This is a genomic window from Kitasatospora sp. NPDC059673 (genome assembly GCF_042734215.1).
Taxonomy (GTDB): Bacteria; Actinomycetota; Actinomycetes; order Streptomycetales; family Streptomycetaceae; genus Kitasatospora.
The window spans coordinates 53,461-72,960 of record NZ_JBHWEN010000018.1; the positions used below are offsets into that span (position 1 = coordinate 53,461).

General features: G+C 72.1%; 16 protein-coding genes and 1 pseudogene. 10 read left to right on the forward strand and 7 right to left on the reverse strand.

Features of this window, described 5'->3' with window-relative positions:
• Positions 1–90 precede the first annotated feature (90 nt).
• The gene (locus tag ACFV18_RS21440; protein WP_380485487.1) at positions 91–843 is read left to right on the forward strand and encodes a maleylpyruvate isomerase family mycothiol-dependent enzyme; all 753 of its coding nucleotides are present in this window, start codon (positions 91–93) and stop codon (positions 841–843) included.
• A gap of 47 nt (positions 844–890) precedes the next feature.
• The gene (locus ACFV18_RS21445; protein ID WP_380485489.1) at positions 891–1,544 is read left to right on the forward strand and encodes an MBL fold metallo-hydrolase; all 654 of its coding nucleotides are present in this window, start codon (positions 891–893) and stop codon (positions 1,542–1,544) included.
• 50 nt (positions 1,545–1,594) lie between these two features.
• Here the strand turns inward: ACFV18_RS21445 and ACFV18_RS21450 are convergent, their stop codons facing one another.
• The 4 genes from ACFV18_RS21450 to zapE form a co-directional block, all read right to left on the reverse strand.
• Entirely contained in the window at positions 1,595–2,575 is a 981-nt protein-coding gene (locus tag ACFV18_RS21450) for a TerC family protein (protein ID WP_380485491.1), read from the reverse strand.
• 219 nt (positions 2,576–2,794) lie between these two features.
• Positions 2,795–3,373, reverse strand: coding sequence for a TerD family protein (locus ACFV18_RS21455; RefSeq protein ID WP_380485493.1), 579 nt, complete (start codon positions 3,371–3,373; stop codon positions 2,795–2,797).
• Positions 3,374–3,545: 172 nt separating this feature from the next.
• The gene (uvrB, locus tag ACFV18_RS21460; protein ID WP_380485495.1) at positions 3,546–5,636 is read right to left on the reverse strand and encodes an excinuclease ABC subunit UvrB; all 2,091 of its coding nucleotides are present in this window, start codon (positions 5,634–5,636) and stop codon (positions 3,546–3,548) included.
• A 35-nt stretch (positions 5,637–5,671) separates the two neighbouring features.
• Positions 5,672–6,721 carry a cell division protein ZapE gene (gene zapE, locus ACFV18_RS21465; RefSeq protein WP_380485497.1) on the reverse strand — a complete coding sequence of 350 codons (1,050 nt, stop codon included), beginning with the start codon at positions 6,719–6,721 and terminating at the stop codon, positions 5,672–5,674.
• Between the two features lie 203 nt (positions 6,722–6,924).
• Between zapE and ACFV18_RS21470 the strand changes: the two genes are divergently transcribed.
• The 5 genes from ACFV18_RS21470 (at position 6,925) to ACFV18_RS21490 (ending at position 12,407) form a co-directional block, all read left to right on the forward strand.
• Entirely contained in the window at positions 6,925–7,701 is a 777-nt protein-coding gene (locus ACFV18_RS21470; RefSeq protein WP_380485499.1) for a pyrimidine reductase family protein, read from the forward strand.
• A gap of 133 nt (positions 7,702–7,834) precedes the next feature.
• Positions 7,835–8,299 (forward strand): indole-3-glycerol phosphate synthase, encoded by a 465-nt coding sequence (locus ACFV18_RS21475; protein ID WP_380485501.1) that lies wholly within the window; start codon positions 7,835–7,837, stop codon positions 8,297–8,299.
• A 120-nt stretch (positions 8,300–8,419) separates the two neighbouring features.
• Positions 8,420–9,805: a UDP-N-acetylmuramate--L-alanine ligase gene (murC, locus tag ACFV18_RS21480; RefSeq protein ID WP_380485635.1), complete on the forward strand. Its 1,386-nt coding sequence runs from the start codon at positions 8,420–8,422 to the stop codon at positions 9,803–9,805.
• A gap of 28 nt (positions 9,806–9,833) precedes the next feature.
• Positions 9,834–10,238 carry a peptide-methionine (R)-S-oxide reductase MsrB gene (msrB, locus tag ACFV18_RS21485; protein WP_380485502.1) on the forward strand — a complete coding sequence of 135 codons (405 nt, stop codon included), beginning with the start codon at positions 9,834–9,836 and terminating at the stop codon, positions 10,236–10,238.
• Between the two features lie 93 nt (positions 10,239–10,331).
• The gene (locus ACFV18_RS21490; protein ID WP_380485504.1) at positions 10,332–12,407 is read left to right on the forward strand and encodes a restriction endonuclease; all 2,076 of its coding nucleotides are present in this window, start codon (positions 10,332–10,334) and stop codon (positions 12,405–12,407) included.
• 205 nt (positions 12,408–12,612) lie between these two features.
• On the opposite strand, the gene ACFV18_RS21495 is transcribed toward ACFV18_RS21490, so the two are convergent.
• Positions 12,613–13,527 carry a GNAT family N-acetyltransferase gene (locus ACFV18_RS21495; RefSeq protein ID WP_380485506.1) on the reverse strand — a complete coding sequence of 305 codons (915 nt, stop codon included), beginning with the start codon at positions 13,525–13,527 and terminating at the stop codon, positions 12,613–12,615.
• A 206-nt stretch (positions 13,528–13,733) separates the two neighbouring features.
• Between ACFV18_RS21495 and ACFV18_RS21500 the strand changes: the two are divergent.
• The 3 genes and pseudogenes from ACFV18_RS21500 to ACFV18_RS21510 all read left to right on the forward strand — a co-directional run.
• Positions 13,734–14,904, forward strand: a pseudogene (locus tag ACFV18_RS21500) (DUF692 domain-containing protein); the annotation flags it as partial.
• Between the two features lie 420 nt (positions 14,905–15,324).
• Positions 15,325–16,380, forward strand: coding sequence for a TIGR04222 domain-containing membrane protein (locus ACFV18_RS21505; protein ID WP_380485507.1), 1,056 nt, complete (start codon positions 15,325–15,327; stop codon positions 16,378–16,380).
• A gap of 75 nt (positions 16,381–16,455) precedes the next feature.
• Positions 16,456–17,220, forward strand: a complete 765-nt coding sequence (locus ACFV18_RS21510; protein ID WP_380485510.1) for a TIGR04222 domain-containing membrane protein — start codon at positions 16,456–16,458, stop codon at positions 17,218–17,220.
• A 64-nt stretch (positions 17,221–17,284) separates the two neighbouring features.
• Here ACFV18_RS21510 and hemQ read toward each other — a convergent pair whose 3' ends face one another.
• Complete coding sequence (gene hemQ, locus ACFV18_RS21515; RefSeq protein ID WP_380485512.1) at positions 17,285–17,995, reverse strand: hydrogen peroxide-dependent heme synthase; 711 nt, start codon at positions 17,993–17,995, stop codon at positions 17,285–17,287.
• A 30-nt stretch (positions 17,996–18,025) separates the two neighbouring features.
• A complete protein-coding gene (gene hemG / locus ACFV18_RS21520; protein WP_380485514.1) occupies positions 18,026–19,396 on the reverse strand; it encodes a protoporphyrinogen oxidase in 1,371 nt (456 codons plus the stop codon).
• Between the last annotated feature and the right edge of the window lie 104 nt (positions 19,397–19,500).

Genomic DNA, 19,500 nt, shown 5'->3' on the forward strand with positions numbered 1-19,500 from the left:
GCGTCAACGACTGACAACCGCCCCCGGCAACGGCCCGGGGCAGGTCGAGAACCGCCCGGAACCGCTCCACCGACCGTCGAAAGGCACCCGATGAGCGACGCGACGACCGCAGCCGAGCAGCTGCGGGCCACTGTCGAGAGCACCGAGACCCTGCTGCACACCCTGTCCGAGCTGAAGCCCGAGGAGGTGTTCGAACCGTCCGGGCTGCCCGGCTGGACCCGCGGTCACGTGCTGACACACATCGCGCGCAACGCCGACTCGCTGGTCATCCTGCTGACCAACGCCCGCACCGGCCAGAACATTCCGCAGTACGCCAGCTCGGCGGCGCGGGACGCCGACATCGAGGCCGGCTCCGGCCGGCCGCTGGACGTGCAGCTGGCCGACGTCCGCGAGACCCAGCAGCGCTTCGTGGACGCCGCCCGGCTGCTCGGCACCGAGCACTGGCAGGCCACCCTCACCCACCGCTCCGGCTACACCTTCCCGGCCTGGCAGCTGCCCGGCAAGCGGCTGGCCGAGCTGGAGTACCACCACGTCGACCTGAACGCGGGCTACACCCCCGCGCACTGGCCGGAGCCGTTCGCGATCGCCGAGTTCCGCCGCCTGGGCACCCACTTCGCCGCCCTGGACGGCCTCCCGGTGGTCCGGCTGATCGCCGAGGACGCGGCGCTGGAGGCCCGGCTCGGCGGCGCGGGCGAGCCGGAGCTGACCGCCGAGGGCCCGGTGCGGGCGCTCACCGGCTGGCTCTCGGGCCGCTCGGACGGCGACGGCCTCCAGGTGCACCGCGGCCACGAGGGCCTGGTCGACGCGCGCAGCTCTCTGCCCCGGCTCCCCCCGATGGGATGATGGTGGCGATTGACGGGACACCCCCAGCGGCAACGAGGAGCGACGTGATGGCGTACCACGGAACGGTCAAGGTCGGCGGCGCGCCGGACGTCCGGGAGCTGGCCCACCTGATCATCACCAAGGTGGCAGTCGGACCGTACGACAACAACGCCTACCTGCTGCGCTGCCGGGCCACCGACGAGCAGCTGCTGATCGACGCGGCCGCCGACGCACCGGTGCTGCTGGAGACCGTCGGCAGCCGGCTGGCCGTGGTGGTCACCACCCACCGGCACCACGACCACTGGGGCGCGCTGGCCGAGGTGGTCGCCGCCACCGGGGCGCGCACCGCGGCCGGGCGGGTGGACGCGGAGGGCATCGAGGTGCCCACCGACGTCCCGCTGGAGGACGGCTCGGTGCTCCGGGTCGGCCAGGTCGAGCTGACGGTCCGCCACCTGGTGGGCCACACCCCCGGCGCGATCGTGCTGATCTACGACGACCCGCAGGGCCACCCACACCTGTTCACCGGCGACTGCCTGTTCCCGGGCGGGGTGGGCAACACCTGGGGCGACCCGGCCGCCTTCGAGTCGCTGTTCCGGGACGTCAACGAGAAGATCTTCGACGTCCTCCCCGACGAGACCTGGGTCTACCCGGGCCACGGCAACGACACCACGCTGGGCGCCGAACGCCCGCACCTGCCGGAGTGGCGCGAACGCGGCTGGTGAGCGCACACGTGAGGGCCCCCGCCGAGGCGGGGGCCCTCACGTTTTTTGCGTCAGGCGTCGATCTTCTCCGGCTTGTCGGCGTCGTCCTGCTTCCGCGTGGCGATCAGGCTGGTGACGGTGGTGACCGCCAGGGTCAGCAGGATGAAGCCCAGCGACACCGGGATGCTGATCTCCGGGACGTGCGCGCCGGCCTCGTGCAACGCGTGCAGCACCAGCTTCACGCCGATGAAGCCGAGGATCACCGACAGGCCGTAGGACAGGTGGACCAGCTTCTTCAGCAGCCCGCCGATCAGGAAGTACAGCTGCCGCAGGCCCATCAGCGCGAAGGCGTTGGCGGTGAAGACGATGTACGGGTCCTGGGTGAGACCGAAGATGGCGGGGATCGAGTCCAGCGCGAACAGCACGTCGGTGGTGCCGATCGCGATCATCACGATCAGCATCGGGGTCATCAGCCGGCGGCCGTTCTCCCGGATGAACAGCTTGGTGCCGTGGTACTGGTCGGTGGACGGGACGCGCTTCTGGATCGACTTGAGCAGCCGGTTCTCCTCGAAGTCCTCCTCGCCCTCCTCCTCGGCCCGGGCCTCCTTGAGCAGCTTCCAGGCCGTCCAGATCAGGAACCCGCCGAAGATGAAGAACACCCAGGAGAAGCTGGAGACCAGCGCCGCGCCGCCGGCGATGAAGAGCGCCCGGAGCACCAGGGCGATGATCACCCCGAACATCAGCACCCGCTGCTGGTAGATCTTCGGCACCGCGAACTTGCCCATGATCAGGATGAACACGAACAGGTTGTCGACGCTGAGCGACTTCTCGGTGATGTAGCCGGCGAAGAACTCCCCGGCCGGCTGCCCGCCGCCGTACCACCAGAGGAACCCACCGAACAGCACCGCCAGCACGACCCAGACGGCCGTCCAGATCCCGGCCTCCTTGATGGAGACCTCGTGCGGCTTGCGGCCGCCGATGAAGAAATCGGCCAGGATCAACAGGGCCAGCACCGCGATGGTGCCGGCCCACAGGCCTGCGGAAACGTCCATGACTGCTCCTCCGGCAGCTAGGCGAACATCGTCACTGCCGGAGGTCTCTTCCGCCGCACGGCGCGCCCATCGGTCGGCGCCGCGCGACCAGTGCCCCGGGATGCCGCGACGGGCACCCGTGATGACGGGGTCACTGAACGGGGAATACTCCCCTCCGCTCCCGTCGAGAGTAACAGGAACGCCAAGGGAAGGTAAAGAAGGTAAAGGGCCGCCCTCGGTCTACAGGAAGGGCTCGATGAACGGCAGCATGTCCCGGAAGGTGCGGCCGGTCGCGGGCGCGCCGATCGCGGTCATCTTCCAGCCCGCACCGTCCCGCTCCACCTTGGCCATGATCTGCCCGGTGTGGGTGCCGCCGCCGGCCAGCTCGTAGCGGGCCAGCTCCTGATTGGTGGTCTCGTCGACCAGCCGGCAGTGCGCGTTCTGCACCTCCAGGAAGTTCTGGCCGCTGTACGAGCTGACGGTGAACACGATCTGGGTGACCTTGCGCGGCACCTTGGTCAGGTCGACCAGGATGCTCTCGTCGTCCTCGCCTCCGACGCCGCCGACCAGGTTGTCGCCGGTGTGCTGCACCGATCCGTCGTTGCTGACCAGGTGCGAGAAGAACACCACGTCGCTCATCGTCTTGCCGTCGTACAGCAGGGCGGACGCGTCCAGGTCGATGTCCTTCGGCCGGCGGCTGAAGAAGCCGCGCTTGCCCGGGGCGGACTTCCAGCCGAGGCCCATCCGGACCACGCTCAGGGTCTCGCCACTGGACTTCAACAGGCTGACGCTCTGGCCCTTGGCCAGGTTCACCGACACGCCACCACCCCTTCCTCCGGGTTGCCCCGGCTCTCGCCCGCGACCGGCCGTGACAGGAGCGTCCTGGCCCCATGCCGGCCACGCACCACCTTAGCCGCCGCCCCGCCGCCCCGGTCCGGGACGGCGAGACTGTGGCAGAACTACGACACGGCGGCTGTTTCGGGCAGCCGGATCAGGCCATGCCGGCCTCGCGCATCTGGCGCAGCTCGCGCTTGAGCTCCTTGACCTCGTCGCGCAGCCGGGCCGCCACCTCGAACTGGAGCTCGGCGGCGGCGGTGTGCATCCGGTCCGTCATGTCCTGGATCAGCTCGGCGAGTTCGGCCGCGGGCAGGTTCTTGGCGGGCTTGCGGTCGAGGCCCAGCGAGGGCACCTGGGCCTTGCCCTTGCCCTGCTGGCGGTAACCGGTGGCGAGCAGCTCCTCGGTGTCCACGTCCTCGCCGGCCATGGTGGAGAGCAGGTCGCCGATCTTCTTCCGCAGCGGCTGCGGGTCGATCCCGTGCTTCTCGTTGTACGCCTGCTGGACGACGCGCCGGCGGTTGGTCTCGGAGATCGCCAGCTCCATCGCCGGGGTGATCTTGTCGGCGTACATGTGCACCTGGCCGGAGACGTTTCGCGCGGCACGGCCGATGGTCTGGATCAGCGAGGTACCGGAGCGCAGGAAGCCCTCCTTGTCGGCGTCCAGGATCGCCACCAGCGAGACCTCGGGCAGGTCCAGGCCCTCACGCAGCAGGTTGATGCCGACCAGCACGTCGTACTCGCCGGCCCGCAGTTCCCGCAGCAGCTCGATCCGGCGCAGCGTGTCGACATCGCTGTGCAGGTAGCGGACCCGGATGTCCAGGCCGAGGAAGTAGTCGGTGAGGTCCTCGGCCATCTTCTTGGTGAGCGTGGTGACCAGGACCCGCTCGTCCTTCTCCACCCGCTGCCGGATCTCGTGCACCAGGTCGTCGATCTGGCCCTCGGTCGGCTTGACGATCACCTCGGGGTCGATCAGGCCGGTCGGGCGGATGATCTGCTCCACCTGCCCGTCGCCGCGCGCCAGTTCGTACTTGCCGGGGGTGGCCGACAGGTAGACGGTCTGACCGATCCGCTCCTGGAACTCCTCCCACTTCAGCGGCCGGTTGTCCATCGCCGAGGGCAGCCGGAACCCGTGCTCGACCAGCGTGCGCTTGCGCGAGGCGTCGCCCTCGTACATCGCGCCGATCTGCGGGACCGTCACGTGCGACTCGTCGATGACCAGCAGGAAGTCCTCGGGGAAGTAGTCGAGCAGGGTGTTCGGCGGCGAGCCGGGCTCGCGGCCGTCGAAGTGCATCGAGTAGTTCTCCACGCCCGAGCAGGTGCCGATCTGCCGGAGCATCTCGATGTCGTAGGTGGTGCGCATCCGCAGCCGCTGGGCCTCCAGCAGCTTGCCCTGCTTCTCCATCCGGGCGAGGGTCTGCTCCAGCTCCCGCTCGATGTCGTTGACCGCCCGCTCCATCCGCTCCGGGCCGGCCACGTAGTGGGAGGCGGGGAAGACGTAGACCGAGTCGTCCTGGCTGATCACCTCGCCGGTCAGCGGGTGCAGCGTGTACAGCGCCTCGATCTCGTCGCCGAACATCTCGATCCGGACGGCGAGTTCCTCGTACACCGGGAAGATCTCGACGGTGTCGCCGCGCACCCGGAAGGTGCCGCGGCTGAACGCCAGGTCGTTGCGGGTGTACTGGATGTCCACGAAGCGGCGCAGCAGTGCGTCCCGGTCGATCTCCTCGCCGACCTTCAGCCGGACCATCCGGTCCACGTACTCCTGCGGCGTGCCGAGGCCGTAGATGCACGACACCGACGCCACCACCACGACGTCCCGCCGGGTGAGCAGGCTGTTGGTGGCGGAGTGGCGCAGCCGCTCGACCTCCTCGTTGATCGAGGAGTCCTTCTCGATGTAGGTGTCCGTCTGCGGGACGTACGCCTCGGGCTGGTAGTAGTCGTAGTACGAGACGAAGTACTCGACGGCGTTGTTCGGCAGCAGCTCGCGGAACTCGTTCGCCAGCTGCGCGGCCAGCGTCTTGTTCGGCGCCATCACCAGGGTGGGACGCTGCAGCTTCTCGATCATCCACGCGGTGGTGGCGGACTTGCCGGTACCGGTCGCGCCGAGCAGGACGACGTCCTTCTCCCCTGCGCGGATCCGGCGCTCCAGCTCGGCGATGGCCGCCGGCTGGTCACCATTGGGCTGGTAGGGGCTGACGACCTCGAAGGGCGCCACGGACCGCTCGATACTCGTGATGGGACGCACCCCTCCACCGTACGACCGGCCACCGACAGTCCGAGTTACTTGGCGGAATCCCGGGCCAGCGCGACCAGCCGGGAGACCGCGCGCAGGTACTTCTTGCGGTAGCCGCCGCGCAGCATCTCCTCGGTGAACACCTGGTCGAACGGCACACCGGAGGCGGTGATCGGCAGCTCCCGGTCGTACATCCGGTCCGCCAGCACCACCAGGCGCAGCGCGGTCGCCTGGTCGTCCACCTGCCGCACCCCGCGCAGGAACACCGCGCCGATCTCGTCCAGCAGCGCGCCGTAACGGCTGGGGTGCACCTCCTTCAGGTGCTCCAGCAAGGTGTCGAAGTCGTCCAGCGAGGCGTTCGGGGTCTTCTCGGCCCGCTCGGTCACCTCGGCGTCGGTGTACGGCGGCGGCGCGTCCGGCAGGCCGCGGTGGCGGTAGTCCTGGCCGTCGATCCGCACCGGGCGGAAGTGCGCGGACAGGCCCTGGATCTCCCGCATGAAGTCCGCGGCGGCGAACCGGCCCTCACCGAGCTTCTCCGGCAGGGTGTTCGACGTCGCGCAGAGCTTGACCCCGTTCTCCACCAGCCGGCTCAGCAGCGTCGAGACCAGCACCGTGTCGCCCGGGTCGTCCAGCTCGAACTCGTCGATGCACAGCAGCCGGTGCGAGCTCAGCGTCCGCACCGCGCCCTGGAACGTCAACGCGCCGACCAGGTTGGTCAGTTCGACGAAGGTACCGAAAGCCTTCGGCCCCGGAACCGCATGCCAGAGCGACGCCAGCAAGTGCGTCTTTCCTACGCCGTACCCGCCGTCCAGGTAGATCCCCGCCGGCCCGCTCGGCGCCGGCGCGGACCTGCGGAACCACCCGCGCTTGGCCGGCTCCGCACCCGCGTTCAGGCTCGCCGCGAAGCCCTCCAGGATCTGCACGGCCTCGTACTGGCTCGGCTGCGAGGAATCCGGCAGGTAGCTGCCGAAACTCACGCCGGCGAAACGTGGCGGCGGCACCATCTCGGCCACCAACCGCTCGGCCGGAACCACCGGCCGCCGAGAGGCGAGGGCTGTCGCGGTACGGATTTCGGACTCCGAGGCAGGTGCAGACACGAGAAACCAGCGTACAGGTGAGCGAGAGCCCAGGAGGCGCGAGGAACTGCGCGACCAGCGACACCACGTCCGTAAGGTCGCGATCAAGTGCAGGTCATTGTCCCGCATCGCGATCTCGCGGTTGGGTGCCTTCCGCTTCGCGCAGTTCCCCGCGCCCCCGGTTTCGCGCCCGCCTGCGTTCGCACCGCTGCGAGACTTGAGCCATGGAGCAACTGATCGGCAACACCCCCGGCACCCCCGGCAGCCTGGAGTGGCTGGCCCAGGCGTACGCGTACCCGTCGCACACCCCGTGGCTGCGGGCGAACATGGTCGCGTCGTTGGACGGTGCGGCCCGGCTGGACGGCCTCTCGGACGGGCTGTCGAGCGCGGCGGACAAGCGGATCTTCGGGGTGCTGCGCGCGCTGTGCGACGTGGTGCTGGTGGGTGCGGAGACGGTGCGGGCGGAGGGTTATCGGCCGGGGCGGGCGCGCAAGGAGTTCGCCGAGCAGCGGGCCGCCGCCGGGCAGTTGCCGGCGCCGGTGATCGCGGTGGTGACCCGGAGCCTGGACCTCGATCTCGCGGCTCCGCTGTTCACCGAGCCGCTGGTCCCGACGGTGGTGATCACCACCTCGGACGCGCCGGCGGACAGGCTCGCCCGGACCGCCGACGTCGCCGAGGTGATCACCGCGGGAACGGGCTCGGTGGACCTGCCCAGGGCGGTCGCGGCGCTCACGGAGCGTGGTTGGCACCGCCAGCTCTCGGAGGGCGGTCCTCGCCTGTTGGGGCGGCTCGCGGCGGACGGTCTGCTGGACGAACTGTGTCTCTCGGTGGCCCCGTTGGTGACGGGCGGTGACTCGCCGCGGATCGTGAACGGGCCGCCGGTTGCGGACGTTCGGCGGATGCGCTTGGTGTCCCTGATCGAGGAGGAAGGTTTCCTCTTCACCCGCTATCTGCGGCCGACCGATCCGGACCGGTCCCCGAGCGACCCCGCCCTCACCTGAGCCACTTCCTGACCGATGTGGACCACGTGTTCCATGTGGCGCGTGTGCAGCGTGAGGAATCCTTCCTCCGGGCACTATGAAGGAGGGGATGAGGAAGCCGGACCCGGGGGCCCGTACCAGCGAAGGGACTCACGTGTTCAAGACCGTACTGATGATCGAAAAGGCACTTTCCGACGCCGACGTGGAGCTGGTCACCACCCTCCACGGCGAGGAGCAGGTGTCCTTCGTCGTCCTGATGCAGCCGCGCGGTCGGCAGGACGAACTGCTGCGCGCCCTGGACGATGTGGCCCTCGGCCATCTTGACCAGGCGGTGCACGAGCACGACGAGCGCGATGGCGACGAACCGACGCTGGCCGGGGAGTCCCTGGAGCACAGCCTGCGGCACCTGCGGCGGGCCGGCGCGGAGGCGGTCGGCGAGGTGGTCGAGCAGCAGCCGCTGGTGCGCCTGCGCGAGGTGGTGGAGGAGAACCGGGCCGACGAGGTGCTGGTCCTGACCTCGCCGCACTTCGTCGAGGAGTTCTTCCACCGCGACTGGGCGTCCCGCGCCCGGCACGAGGTCGGCGTCCCCGTACTCAAGCTGTTCGCCAGCGACTCCTGACCGCCCTCCCGATTAGGGCAGAATCGTCCCGTGACTTGTGCCATGCGGCACAACTCGCGGGACGACCCTTTCCGCCCCCTTGCCAGTACGGAGCCAGCCTTGAACGACGCCGCGCACGACCTGCACGCCCCGCACTTCATCGGCATCGGCGGCGCCGGAATGTCCGGTCTGGCGAAGATCCTCGCGGTCCGCGGCGCGACCGTCTCGGGCAGCGACGCCAAGGAGTCGGAGACCGTGCGGGCGCTGCGCGAGCTGGGCGCGACGGTGTTCGTCGGCCACGCGGCCGAGCACCTGCCGGCCGGGACCAGCAGCGTGGTGGTCTCCAGCGCGATCCGCGCCGACAACCCGGAGCTGGTGGCGGCGCAGCAGCGCGGCATCCCGGTGGTGCACCGTTCGGACGCGCTGGCGGCGCTGATGGGCGGCCGTCGGGCGCTCGCGGTGGCGGGCACCCACGGCAAGACCACCACCACCTCGATGCTGGCGGTCAGCCTGGGTGAGCTGGGCCTGGAGCCCTCGTACGCGATCGGCGGTGACCTGGACCTGCCCGGGTCGAACGCGCACCACGGCGCGGGCGAGATCTTCGTCGCGGAGGCGGACGAGAGCGACCGCAGCTTCCACAAGTACGCGCCCGAGGTGGCGATCGTGCTGAACGTGGAGCTGGACCACCACGCCAACTACGCGTCGATGGAGGAGATCTACGAGTCCTTCGAGGCCTTCGTCGGCCGGATCGTGCCCGGCGGCACCCTGGTGGTGTCGGCCGACCACGAGGGCGCCCGCGAGCTGACCCGCCGGGTCGCCGGGCGGGACGGCCTGAACGTGGTGACGGTCGGCGCGGCCGAGGATGCGGACGTGCGGGTGCTGTCGGTGGCGGCGCGCGGCATGACCAGCGAGGTGACGGTCGAACTGGGCGGCGAGCAGCTGACGTTCACCGTCTCGGTGCCGGGTCGGCACTACGCGCACAACGCGGTGGCGGCGCTGGCCGCGGGCGTCGCGCTGGGCGTTCCGGCGGACGGGCTGGCGAAGGCGCTGGGCGCGTACACCGGTGTGAAGCGGCGGCTCCAGCTGAAGGGCGAGGCCCGCGGCGTGCAGGTGATCGACTCGTACGCGCACCACCCGACCGAGATGGCCGCCGACCTGGAGGCGATCCGCGAGGCGGCGGGCGCGGGCCGGGTGCTGGTGGTGTTCCAGCCGCACCTGTTCTCCCGGACCCAGCAGTTGGCCGAGGAGATGGGTCAGGCGCTGGCGCTGGCCGACGCCTCGGTGGTGCTGGACATCTACCCGGCCCGCGAGGACCCGATCCCGGGCGTCACCGCCGAGCTGATCATCGACGCGGCCCGCCGGGCCGGTGCGGACGTCCGCGCCGAGCACGAGTTCGCCGCCGCGCCCGCCGTACTGGCCGCGCTGGCCCGTCCCGGTGACCTGGTGCTGACCATGGGCGCGGGCGACGTCACCACCCTGGGGCCGGAAATTCTGGCCGCCCTGGCGGACGTTGCACCTGCTGTCTGAGTCCGACGGCCGAGCCCTGGAGAGTGCCGTGAGCTACGAGGTCCAGAAGTCCGACGCCGAGTGGCGGTCCGAGCTGACACCCGAGGAGTACCACGTGCTCCGCGAGGCCGGCACCGAGCGGCCGTTCGTCGGCGAGTACACGGACACCAAGACGGTCGGCGTGTACAGCTGCCGGGCGTGCGGGGCGGAGCTGTTCAGCAGCGAGACGAAGTTCGAGTCGCACTGCGGGTGGCCGTCGTACTACGCCCCGCTGGCCGGGGACTCGGTGGAGTACCTGGAGGACACCACCCTCGGGATGCGCCGGGTCGAGGTGCGCTGCAAGAGGTGCGGCAGCCACCTCGGGCACGTGTTCGAGGGCGAGGGCTATGGCACGCCGACCGACCAGCGGTACTGCATCAACTCGATCTCGCTGCGGCTGAAGCCCGCCGCATAGGGCGCGCCGACGCCCGCCCCCGTGGAAGACTGATCGCTCTTGGTCGGTCTGGATGTGGGTGGGGCGGGCGTGGCGCGGCGGCGGTCTTCCGGGGTGTGGTCGGTACTGGCGGAGGCGCAGCGTGAGCAGCACCGCCGCGCGGAGACGCAGCGGAAGGCGGCGGCCGCGCAACAGCGGGACTACGAGCGGGCGCAGCGCGAGGCACAGCGGGCGGCGGCGCGGGGTGAGCGCGAGGCGCTGAAGGCGTACCAGCAGCAGCGGGACGCGGACGCGGCCCGTCGGACGGCCGAACTGGACGACCGGGTCGCCGAGTTGCGCGGGGTGCTGGCGGCGGGGCTGGCCGGTCCGGGGTTCTCGCTGGCGGAACAGAGCCGGGGCGGGCAGGGCGCGATCCCGCCGTTCGACCCGGGGCCGCTGGGCCACCCGGTGCCGATGCCGGATCAGAACTGGTACCTGGTGCCGCCGCTGACGGGCGCCCAGGCGTTCAACCCGGCGGCGCGCCGCCAGTGGGAGGAGCAGGCCGCGCACGCCCGGGCCAGGTTCGAGTACGACTGGCAGGCGGCGTGGACGGCCGAGCAGCAGCGGCAGCGTCAACTCGCGGACTACCGTGCCCAGTACGACGCGTGGGCGGCCGAGCGGCACCGGCTGCTGGCCGGGCAGGGCACCCAGGCCGGACGGCTCGCGCAGCGGCTGCGGGCCGGCGAGGCGGCGGCGGTCGCCGAGTACTTCGAGGCGGTGATCGACTGGCGGGAGGACTGGCCGGACGGTTTCCCCACCGACGGCGAGACCTCCTGGGACGCGGACACCCGCCGGCTGGTGGTGCGGTGGGAGCTGCCGCCGTTCGACGTGGTGCCGACGGTCGGCCGGTACCGCTACGTCCGGTCCGACGACCGGGAGGACGAGGTGGCCCGGCCCGCCACCCAGCGCAAGGAGATCTACCGCGAGGTGCTGGCGCAGTGCGCGCTGCGGGTGCTGGCGGAGGTGTTCCGGGCCGACACCGACCGGCTGATCGCCTCGGTCGGGCTGAACGGCGTGGTGGTGGCCCCGGACCCGGCGACCGGCCAGGAGGGCGACCGCTGCCTGCTGGCCGTCGAGGTGGACCGGGAGACCTTCGCCGGGCTGGCGCTGGACCGGGTCGCGCCGCTGGACTGCCTGCTGGAGGCACTCGCCGGGCGGCTGTCCGCCCGTCCGGAGAAGGCCGACACCGTGGCCGCGATCCCGGCCGCCGCGACCTCCGCCGGGGACGGCGAGGAGCCGGACCTGTTCGCGATGGACCCGATCGAGTTCGAGAAACTGATCGCCGAACTGTTCCGCCGCCGCGGCTTCCGCACCAGCACCACGGCCCGCAGCGGCGACGAGGGCGTGGACGTGCTCGCCGAGGACCCCGACCCGATCACCGGCGGAAAGATCGTCATCCAGGCCAAGCGCTACCGGCACACCGTCTCCCCCAGCGCCGTCCGCGACCTGGAGTCCACGATGCGCCGGCAGGGCGCCAACCGCGGCATCCTGGTCACCACTTCGGGCTTCGGCCCGGGCTCGCGCAAGCACGCGGAGGGCCAGCCGCTCACCCTGGTGGACGGGCCGATGCTGCTCACCCTGCTCCGCGAGCACGGCCTCCCGGGCCGCCTCGGGCCCGCCCCCGTCCCCGCACAACGGGCCGGCGAGGCAGCAGCGGTGGAGCTGGCGCCCGGCCAGAACACGGTGCTCCCGGACGACGAGGTGCGCGTCCGGTTCCGGGCCGACGGCGCGGAGGCCGACCTGACGCTGCTGCTGCTCGGCGCGGACGGCAAGGTGCGCACCGACGAGGACTTCGTCTTCTACCACCAGCCGACCGCGGCTGACGGCGCCGTCACCCTGGAGCCCGGCGACGGCAGCGCGACGGTCCGCACCGGCCAACTGCCGTCCGCCGTCCACCGGGTGGCGGTGTCGGTCAACCTCGACGCCGACGGCGACGCCACCTGCGCGGACCTGGTCGACCCGGCGGTGGAACTCGCCTCCGGCCCCGGCCGCTGGATCTTCCGCCCACCGGCCGACCCGGCGATCTCCGCAATGCTGGTCGCCGAGCTCTACCGCCACCCGGCCGACGGCTGGAAGCTCCGCGCCATCGGCCAGGGCTGGGCCGACGGCCTGGCCGGCCTGGCCCGCGACCACGGCGTGGACGTCGAGTAACGGGAGAGACAGCAGGCGGGCGCGGGGACTGCGCGAAGCGGAAGGCGCTCATCGGCAAGATCGCGACGCAGGACAGTGACCTGCACGTGATCGCGACCTTGCGGACGTGACTTGCGCTTGTCGCCCAGTTCTCCCCCCGCCCTGGCGGGCCGGGAGGTACCCCACGCGCCCCCGGTTGCGCTCTCCCGGGCTTCGCGCCCGCCGGCTACAGCGTCCGGCTGTACTTCCACTCCTCCGCACAGACCCGGTACCCGAACCACTCGTTGATGGCGAGCATCGCCACGTTCTCGCCGTCGTTGTGCGTGTACGCGGCCGCCAGCCCCCGCGCCTGCGCGCGATGCAGGGCGTGGGCCTTGGCGAGTTTGGCGAGGCCGCGGCCGCGATGGGTGGAGCGGGTGGCGGTGAAGGCGGACCAGTAGTTCCGGCCGTCGGTCTGGGCGGCGGAGAAGGCGACGGCCTCGCCGTGGTCGAGGGCCACGGTGGTGAGGGTGTGGTCCTGGTCGGGGCGCTGCCAGATCTCGGCGAGCCAGCTCTCGTACGACTGGTCGTCGAGGGTCAGGTCTCCGGGCTCGGAGCGGGTGGCGTCGATGTCGACCAGGTAGACGGGGTACGGGTCGTCCAGGAAGTCCGCGGCGGTGCGCAGTTCGATGCCGGGCGGGGTGGGCGGCAGCGGCGGCAGCGGGGCGGTGAGGTCGCGGCCGGCGTACTGGGCGCGGCGGCCCTTGAGGTAGCCGCGGGCGGCGGCGAAGCCGAGCGCCTCGGGGGTGCTGTCCGCCCAGCCGTGGGCGTCGCGGACGCCGAGCGTGGCGAGTTCGCGTTCGGCGGCGGTGAGCAGCGCGGTGCCGATGCCGGCGCCGCGGTGTTCGGGCACCACGCTGACGTTCAGGAAGCCCTGGTGCGGGGTGGTGCTCTCGGTGACCGGGCCGAACCTCGCGGAACCGACCACCTGCCCGCCGCGTTCGGCGACCAGCAGGTTGTAGTGCGGCAGACCGACGAGCCAGCTGGTCACCTCGGGCGTGACGACCAGGTGGGGCCGGCCGGCCCGGTAGGCCTCGGTGGCCCCGGCGGCGTCTTCGGGTGCGAACGGGCGGATGTGGTACGGCATAGAAGTCATAGGCATGTCACGTTAGTCAATCGTTCGCCTGCGCGCTGCTGAATTTCCCCCACCTGCGGGCCGGTCTGTTCAGTGGTCGGGAAAGCTCAAGTTCAGCTCTGAGTTTCCGGTGTCCTGCTTGGCACCGGCTCCGTCCGGATACACCCTCGGCATGGGGGACCGGGGTCGTCGAAAGGCCCGGCGGGAAGGGGTGGATTGTGTCCTCGCACGGAATTCCGCAGCTGGGCACGGGGCTCGGCTGGCGACCCGAGATCGACACCGCCGTGGAGCGGCTGCCCGGCCTGGACTGGGTGGAGGTGGTCGCCGAGAACGTCTGCGCCGACCACCTGCCGCCCTCACTGGCCGCGCTGCGCGGACGGGGCGTCACCGTCGTCCCGCACGGTGTCTCGCTCGGGCTCGGCGACGCCACCGAACCCGACCCGGCGCGGCTGGCCCGGCTGGCGGCGGTCGCCGAGGCGCTCGGCTCGCCGCTGGTCAGCGAGCACCTGGCGTTCGTCCGGGCGGGCGGCCTGGAGGCGGGGCACCTGTTGCCGGTGCCGCGCACCCGAGAGGCGCTGCGGGTGGTGGCCGCCAATGTGCGGATCGCCCAGCGCGAACTGCCGGTGCCGCTGGCGCTGGAGAACATCGCCGCCCATCTGGCCTGGCCCGGCGACGAGTTGACGGAGGCCCAGTTCCTCGCCGAACTCGTCGAACGCACCGGCGTGCACCTGCTGGTGGACGTCGCCAACCTGCACACCAACCGGGTCAACCTGGGCATCGACCCGGCCGCCGAACTCGACCGGCTGCCGCTGGACGCGCTCGCCTACGTGCACGTCGCCGGCGGCGTGGAGCGCGACGGCGTGTGGCACGACACCCACACCCACCCCGTCACCGCCCCCGTACTGGAGGTGCTCGCCGCACTGTGTGAACGCACCGACCCGCCGGGGGTGCTGCTGGAACGCGACGGCGCCTGGCCGCCGCCCGCCGAACTGTCCGCCGAACTCGACGCCATCCGCCGGGTCCACCGCACGGCCCGCGACCACCGGAAGGAGCCCGACCGTGTCCGAACTGGACGAATACCTGATCCGTGACCGCGCCGACGCCGAACTCGCCCTGGCCCGCCACCACTTGGCCCACCGCCAGGAACAACTGCTGACCGCCCTGGTGGCCGGCGGCCCCGCCCCGGACGGCTTCGACCCCGCACAACTGCGCACCCAGACCGAGGGCCTGCTCGCCAAGCGCCGGGAGACCGTCGGCCACCTGATGCCCGAACTGCCCGAACTGCTCGGCACGGACTTCGCGCCGCTGTTCCGCCGCTACGCCGCCGACCACCCGCTCACCGGCGGCTACCGGGCCGACGCCCGCACCTTCGCCGCCTGGGCCCTGGACGCCGCACCCACCGCCCCCTGGCACCCGGCCCTCCACCACCTGCTCCACCCCACCACCCGCCGCTGGACCCGCCTCCTGCCACAACGGCACGCGAAGGCACACCAGTAGCCACCACACGGCCGCCACCGCCCGCACCACCGCTGCACCGCACCCACCCGCCACACCGTCGCTCCGCAGCACTGCACCTCACCACCGCTGCACCGCACCACCGACCCGGCGCACCGCACCACCGCGCTCCCGCCACACCGATCCATCGCTGCACCACACCGCCTACCCGGCGCACCGCACCACCGCGCTGCCGCCACACCGATCCATCGCTGCACCACACCGCCTACCCGGCGCACCGCACCACGGCACTGCCGCCGCACGATCCATCGCACCGATCCATCGCGCTGCCGCCGCACCGATCCATCGCACGAAAGGACACCCGGGGGAATGTGGAACATCCAGTTCGTCCTGGCCCTGGCCCTGGTCTCCGTGACCATGACCGTTGCCACCGTCTTCGACCGGCGCTGCCGCCGGGTCGCCGAACCGAAGGGCCTGCCCGGGCGCGGTATGCCGCTGCTGGACGCCGCCTTCCTGGCCGGCGGTCCGGCCCGGGTGGTGGACACCGCGCTGGTCCGGATGGAGCGCGAGGGCCGGGTGGTGATCTCCCGCGCCCACCGGGTGACGGTCACCGACACCGCGCCGCGCGACGACGTCGAGCGGGTGCTGATCACCGCCGTCGGCGGCCGTACCGGGCGGGACCTGTCCGTGCTGCGCGCCTCCGTGCTGGGCAGCCCGGACGTACAGCGGATCGGCGACGCACTGGCGGCCCGCGGCCTGCTGCGCCACCCGGCCGCGCTCCGGGCGGCCTGGCGGGCCCGCCGGCTGGAGGTGGCCGCGCTGTGCGTCACCCTGGGGCTCGGGGCGGTCACCACCGCCCACTGGCTGAACGGTCCGGAGCGGGACACCGGCACTCCCCCGTTCTTCGCGTTCGGGGCACTGACCCTGGTCACCGCGGTGCACCTGCTGGTCGGACGGCCGCCGAAGGCGCGGATCACGCCCGCCGGGGAGCGTCAGCTGGAGCTGGTGCGTGGCAGCAGCCCGTGGCGTCCCCGCGAGCTCGACCGGGAGCACGCCGCCGTGGTGGGCGCGTTCGCCCTGGACGGGTCCGCCGCGCTGACCGACCCCGCGGACCTGCCGCTGCGCGAGGCGCTCGACGGCACCGCGGCCCGGCCGGTCCGGATGGCGAAGGCCGGACGTTCGACGCACTCGTTCAGCACCTCGGACACCGCGACGGCGGCCGGCGGCGGGGCGTGGTGCGGGAGCCCCGTCGCCTCGTGCGGATCGTCCGGCTCCTCGGATCACTCCGGCCACTCCGGCCACTCGGGGCACTCGGGGCACTCGGGCGGGCACTCCTGCGGCGGGTCGTCGCACTCCTGCGGCTCGTCGAGTTCGTGCGGTTCGTCCAGCTCCTGCGGCTCGTCCAGTTCCTGCGGGTCGAGCTGAGTTCGTGTCACAGTTCGATATCGCGGCAGGTGGATCCATTCCGTTTGCCGCGCACGCAGGGCTAGAACAAACACCATGTGGGTGCTGCTGCTGATCCCGACCTGTGCCGCCGCGGTGCTGTCCTGTCTGCACTTGGTCCGGGTCGCCGCGATCGCCGATGCCCTCGCCGAGGACCTGCCGGCCGCCGACCGGGCCGCCGGGATCGGCCTGTACGAGACCGCGTATCTGGCGGGCGGCCCGGGCCGGGTGGTGGAGCTGGCGCTGGTCCGGATGGCCGGGCTGGGCCGGCTGCACCTCGCGCACACGGGGTGGACCACGGTGGTCGATCCGCAGGGCCGGGGCCGGCTGGAGCGGGCGCTGCTCAGCGCGATCGGCCCCGAAGGCCAGTGCCGCACCGCCCAGTTGAAGGCGTCACTGGCCACCCACCCCACCGTCCGGGACATCGGCGACCGGTTGGCGCTGGCCGGGCTGGCCACGCCGGCGGTGGTCCGCGACCGGGCCCGGCGGGCGGTCCGGCAGGTGCGGTACGCGCTGTTCGGAGCGGTCGCGATGCTGCTGCTCACGGTCGTCCTGACCGCCGACGGCCAGGCGGCCCGGACGGCGCTCGCCTGGTACGCCCTGCCGCTGGTGCTGACCGGCGGCACCCTGCTGATGGCCCGGGTCGACGTGCACGCCTACACCGCCTGGGCGGCCCCCGCCGGCCAGCGCCTGCTGCGCACCTTGCGCTGGCCGCACATCTGCCGCACCGGCGCCGCCGACGATCTGCTCACCGCGGTCGCGATCCGCGGCCCCGAGGCCGTCCAGGACCCGCGCCTGCGCGCGGCGCTGAGCCACCGCTAGCAAGAATGCCGAAACGCCGGCAGCCGCCACGGCGCCGGGGCGCGGTGGCGGCTGTCGGGGCAGGTCAGAACAGTCCGGCGACCAGGTCGCCGACCGACTTGCGGCGGCCGGTGAAGAACGGCACCTCCTCGCGCACGTGCAGGCGCGCGCGGGACGGGCGCAGGTCGCGCATCAGGTCGACGATGCGGTGGAGTTCGTCGGCCTCGAAGGCCAGCAGCCACTCGTAGTCGCCGAGCGCGAACGAGGCCACCGTGTTGGCGCGGACGTCCGGGTAGCCGCGGGCCATCTGGCCGTGCTCGGCCAGCATCGCCCGGCGCTCCGCGTCGGGGAGCAGGTACCACTCGTAGGAGCGGACGAAGGGGTAGACGCAGACGTACTCGCGGGGCCGCTCGTCGGCGAGGAACGCCGGGATGTGCGACTTGTTGAACTCGGCGGGGCGGTGCAGCGCCATGTTCGACCAGACCGGCTCCATGCGGCGGCCCAGCTCGGTGCGGCGGAAGCGGTTGTACGCCTCCTGCAGGTCGTCCGAGTTCTCGGCGTGCCACCAGATCATCAGGTCGGCGTCGGCGCGCAGACCGGACACGTCGTAGGTGCCGCGGATGGTGACGTCCTTGGCGGCGAGCTGCTCGAAGAGGGCGTCCACCTCGGCGACCAGGGCGGAGCGGTCCTCGGGAAGGCCGTCCTTGAGCTTGAACACCGACCACATGGTGTAGCGGATCACCTGGTTGAGGTCGCGGGCCTTCTTCTTCACGGGCTGCTCAGTGCTTTCGGTCATGAGCCCATTGTCCCTTCTGTGCGGGATGGTTCAGGTGGCGGGGTGGACGGCGTCGGCGGCCCGGCGGGCGCTCGCGACGACGGCGGGGATGCCGACGCCGTCGTAGGCGGCGCCGCAGACGGTGATCGCGCCGAGCGCGTCCAGCTGGGTGCGGATCCGCTCGACCCGGTCGAGGTGGCCGACCGGGTACTGCGGGAGGCCGTCGGTCCAGCGGGTGACGGCGTGGTCGTAGGGGGTGGCGTCCAGGCCGACGGCGGCGTGCAGGTCGGCCAGCGAGCGGGCGACCAGCTCGGCGTCGTCCAGCTGGAGCGCGGCGTCCTCGCGGTGCCGGCCGAACGAGGTGCGCAGCAGGAAGGTGTCGGGCGCGGAGCGCTCCAGCCAGCCCCACTTGTTGCTGGAGAAGGTGGACGCCTTGATGTTGCGGCGGTCCACCGGCGGCACCAGGAAGCCGCTGCCGGTGAGCGGGCTGTCGGCCAGGTCCGCCCGCCGGAAGGCCAGCGTGACCAGCGCCATCGAGGCGTACTCGACCTGCCGGAGCTCGGCCGAGGCGGCGGGCGCGTCGGCGGCGAGCAGCGCGGCGGCGTGCGGGGCGGGGACGGCCAGCACCACGGCGTCGGCGTGCAGTTGGCGTCCGGCGGTGGTGACCTGCCAGCCGTCGGGGGTGCGGCGCAGCGCCTCGACGGGGTGGCCGGTGAGCAGTTCGGCGCCGTGTTCGCGATCGTACGCGGCGATGGCTCCGGGGAAGGTGCCGAGGCCGCCGCGCAGGCCCTGGAAGACCGGGCCGGTGGCGGTGGCGCGGCCGGTGAGCTCGCGGACGGCCTCGGTCAGCGAGCCGTCGCGCCGGGCGAGCGGCAGCAGCTGCGGGACGGCGGCGCGGATCGAGATCTCGTCGGCGTGCCCGGCGTACACGCCGCCGAGCAGCGGTTCGACCAGGCGGTCGACGACCTCGCGGCCGAGCCGGGCGGCAATGTACGTGCCGATCGGGGCGTCGTCGCCGATCTCGGCGGGCTGCTCGTGCGCGGCCCGCTCCAACCCCTCGGTGGTGAGCACGCCGGAGGCCTTGAGCGCGTCCAGGTCGCCGGGCACGCCCATCAGTTGACCACCGGGCATCGGGCGCAGGCCCTCGCGGGTCCAGATCGACGCCTTGGCGGTGGTGGGCGGTTCCAGTTGCTCGCCGAGACCGACCTGCCGGGCCAGCTCGACGGCTTCGGGGCGGCGGGCCAGCATCGACTCCGCGCCGAGATCGACCCCGACGCCGCCGACCTCCCCGCCGAGCAGTTTGCCGCCGAAGCGGTCGGATGCCTCCAGCACGGTGACCCGCACCGGTCGGCTACTGAGGAAGGCGGCCGCGGCCAGGCCCGCGACGCCGCCACCGATCACCACGACGTGAGGTTTCGCCATGCCTCGAAGTCTTCCAGCCCTTATCCCGAATCCCGAACCGGCCCGCACACGGCGCCGAGACCGCAGTGACGCCGCAGCGTGATCATTCCGGTACCGCCGGTGCG

Bases quoted from the DNA above. Each gene is read 5' to 3' on its own strand.
- ACFV18_RS21510 (WP_380485510.1), top strand. From the start codon at position 16,456: ATGTGGGTGCTGCTGCTGATCCCGACCTGTGCCGCCGCGGTGCTGTCC.
- ACFV18_RS21445 (WP_380485489.1), top strand. From the start codon at position 891: ATGGCGTACCACGGAACGGTCAAGGTCGGCGGCGCGCCGGACGTCCGG.
- hemQ (WP_380485512.1), bottom strand. From the start codon at position 17,995: ATGACCGAAAGCACTGAGCAGCCCGTGAAGAAGAAGGCCCGCGACCTC.
- ACFV18_RS21470 (WP_380485499.1), top strand. From the start codon at position 6,925: ATGGAGCAACTGATCGGCAACACCCCCGGCACCCCCGGCAGCCTGGAG.
- ACFV18_RS21450 (WP_380485491.1), bottom strand. From the start codon at position 2,575: ATGGACGTTTCCGCAGGCCTGTGGGCCGGCACCATCGCGGTGCTGGCC.
- ACFV18_RS21495 (WP_380485506.1), bottom strand. From the start codon at position 13,527: ATGCCTATGACTTCTATGCCGTACCACATCCGCCCGTTCGCACCCGAA.
- hemG (WP_380485514.1), bottom strand. From the start codon at position 19,396: ATGGCGAAACCTCACGTCGTGGTGATCGGTGGCGGCGTCGCGGGCCTG.
- ACFV18_RS21440 (WP_380485487.1), top strand. From the start codon at position 91: ATGAGCGACGCGACGACCGCAGCCGAGCAGCTGCGGGCCACTGTCGAG.
- ACFV18_RS21505 (WP_380485507.1), top strand. From the start codon at position 15,325: ATGTGGAACATCCAGTTCGTCCTGGCCCTGGCCCTGGTCTCCGTGACC.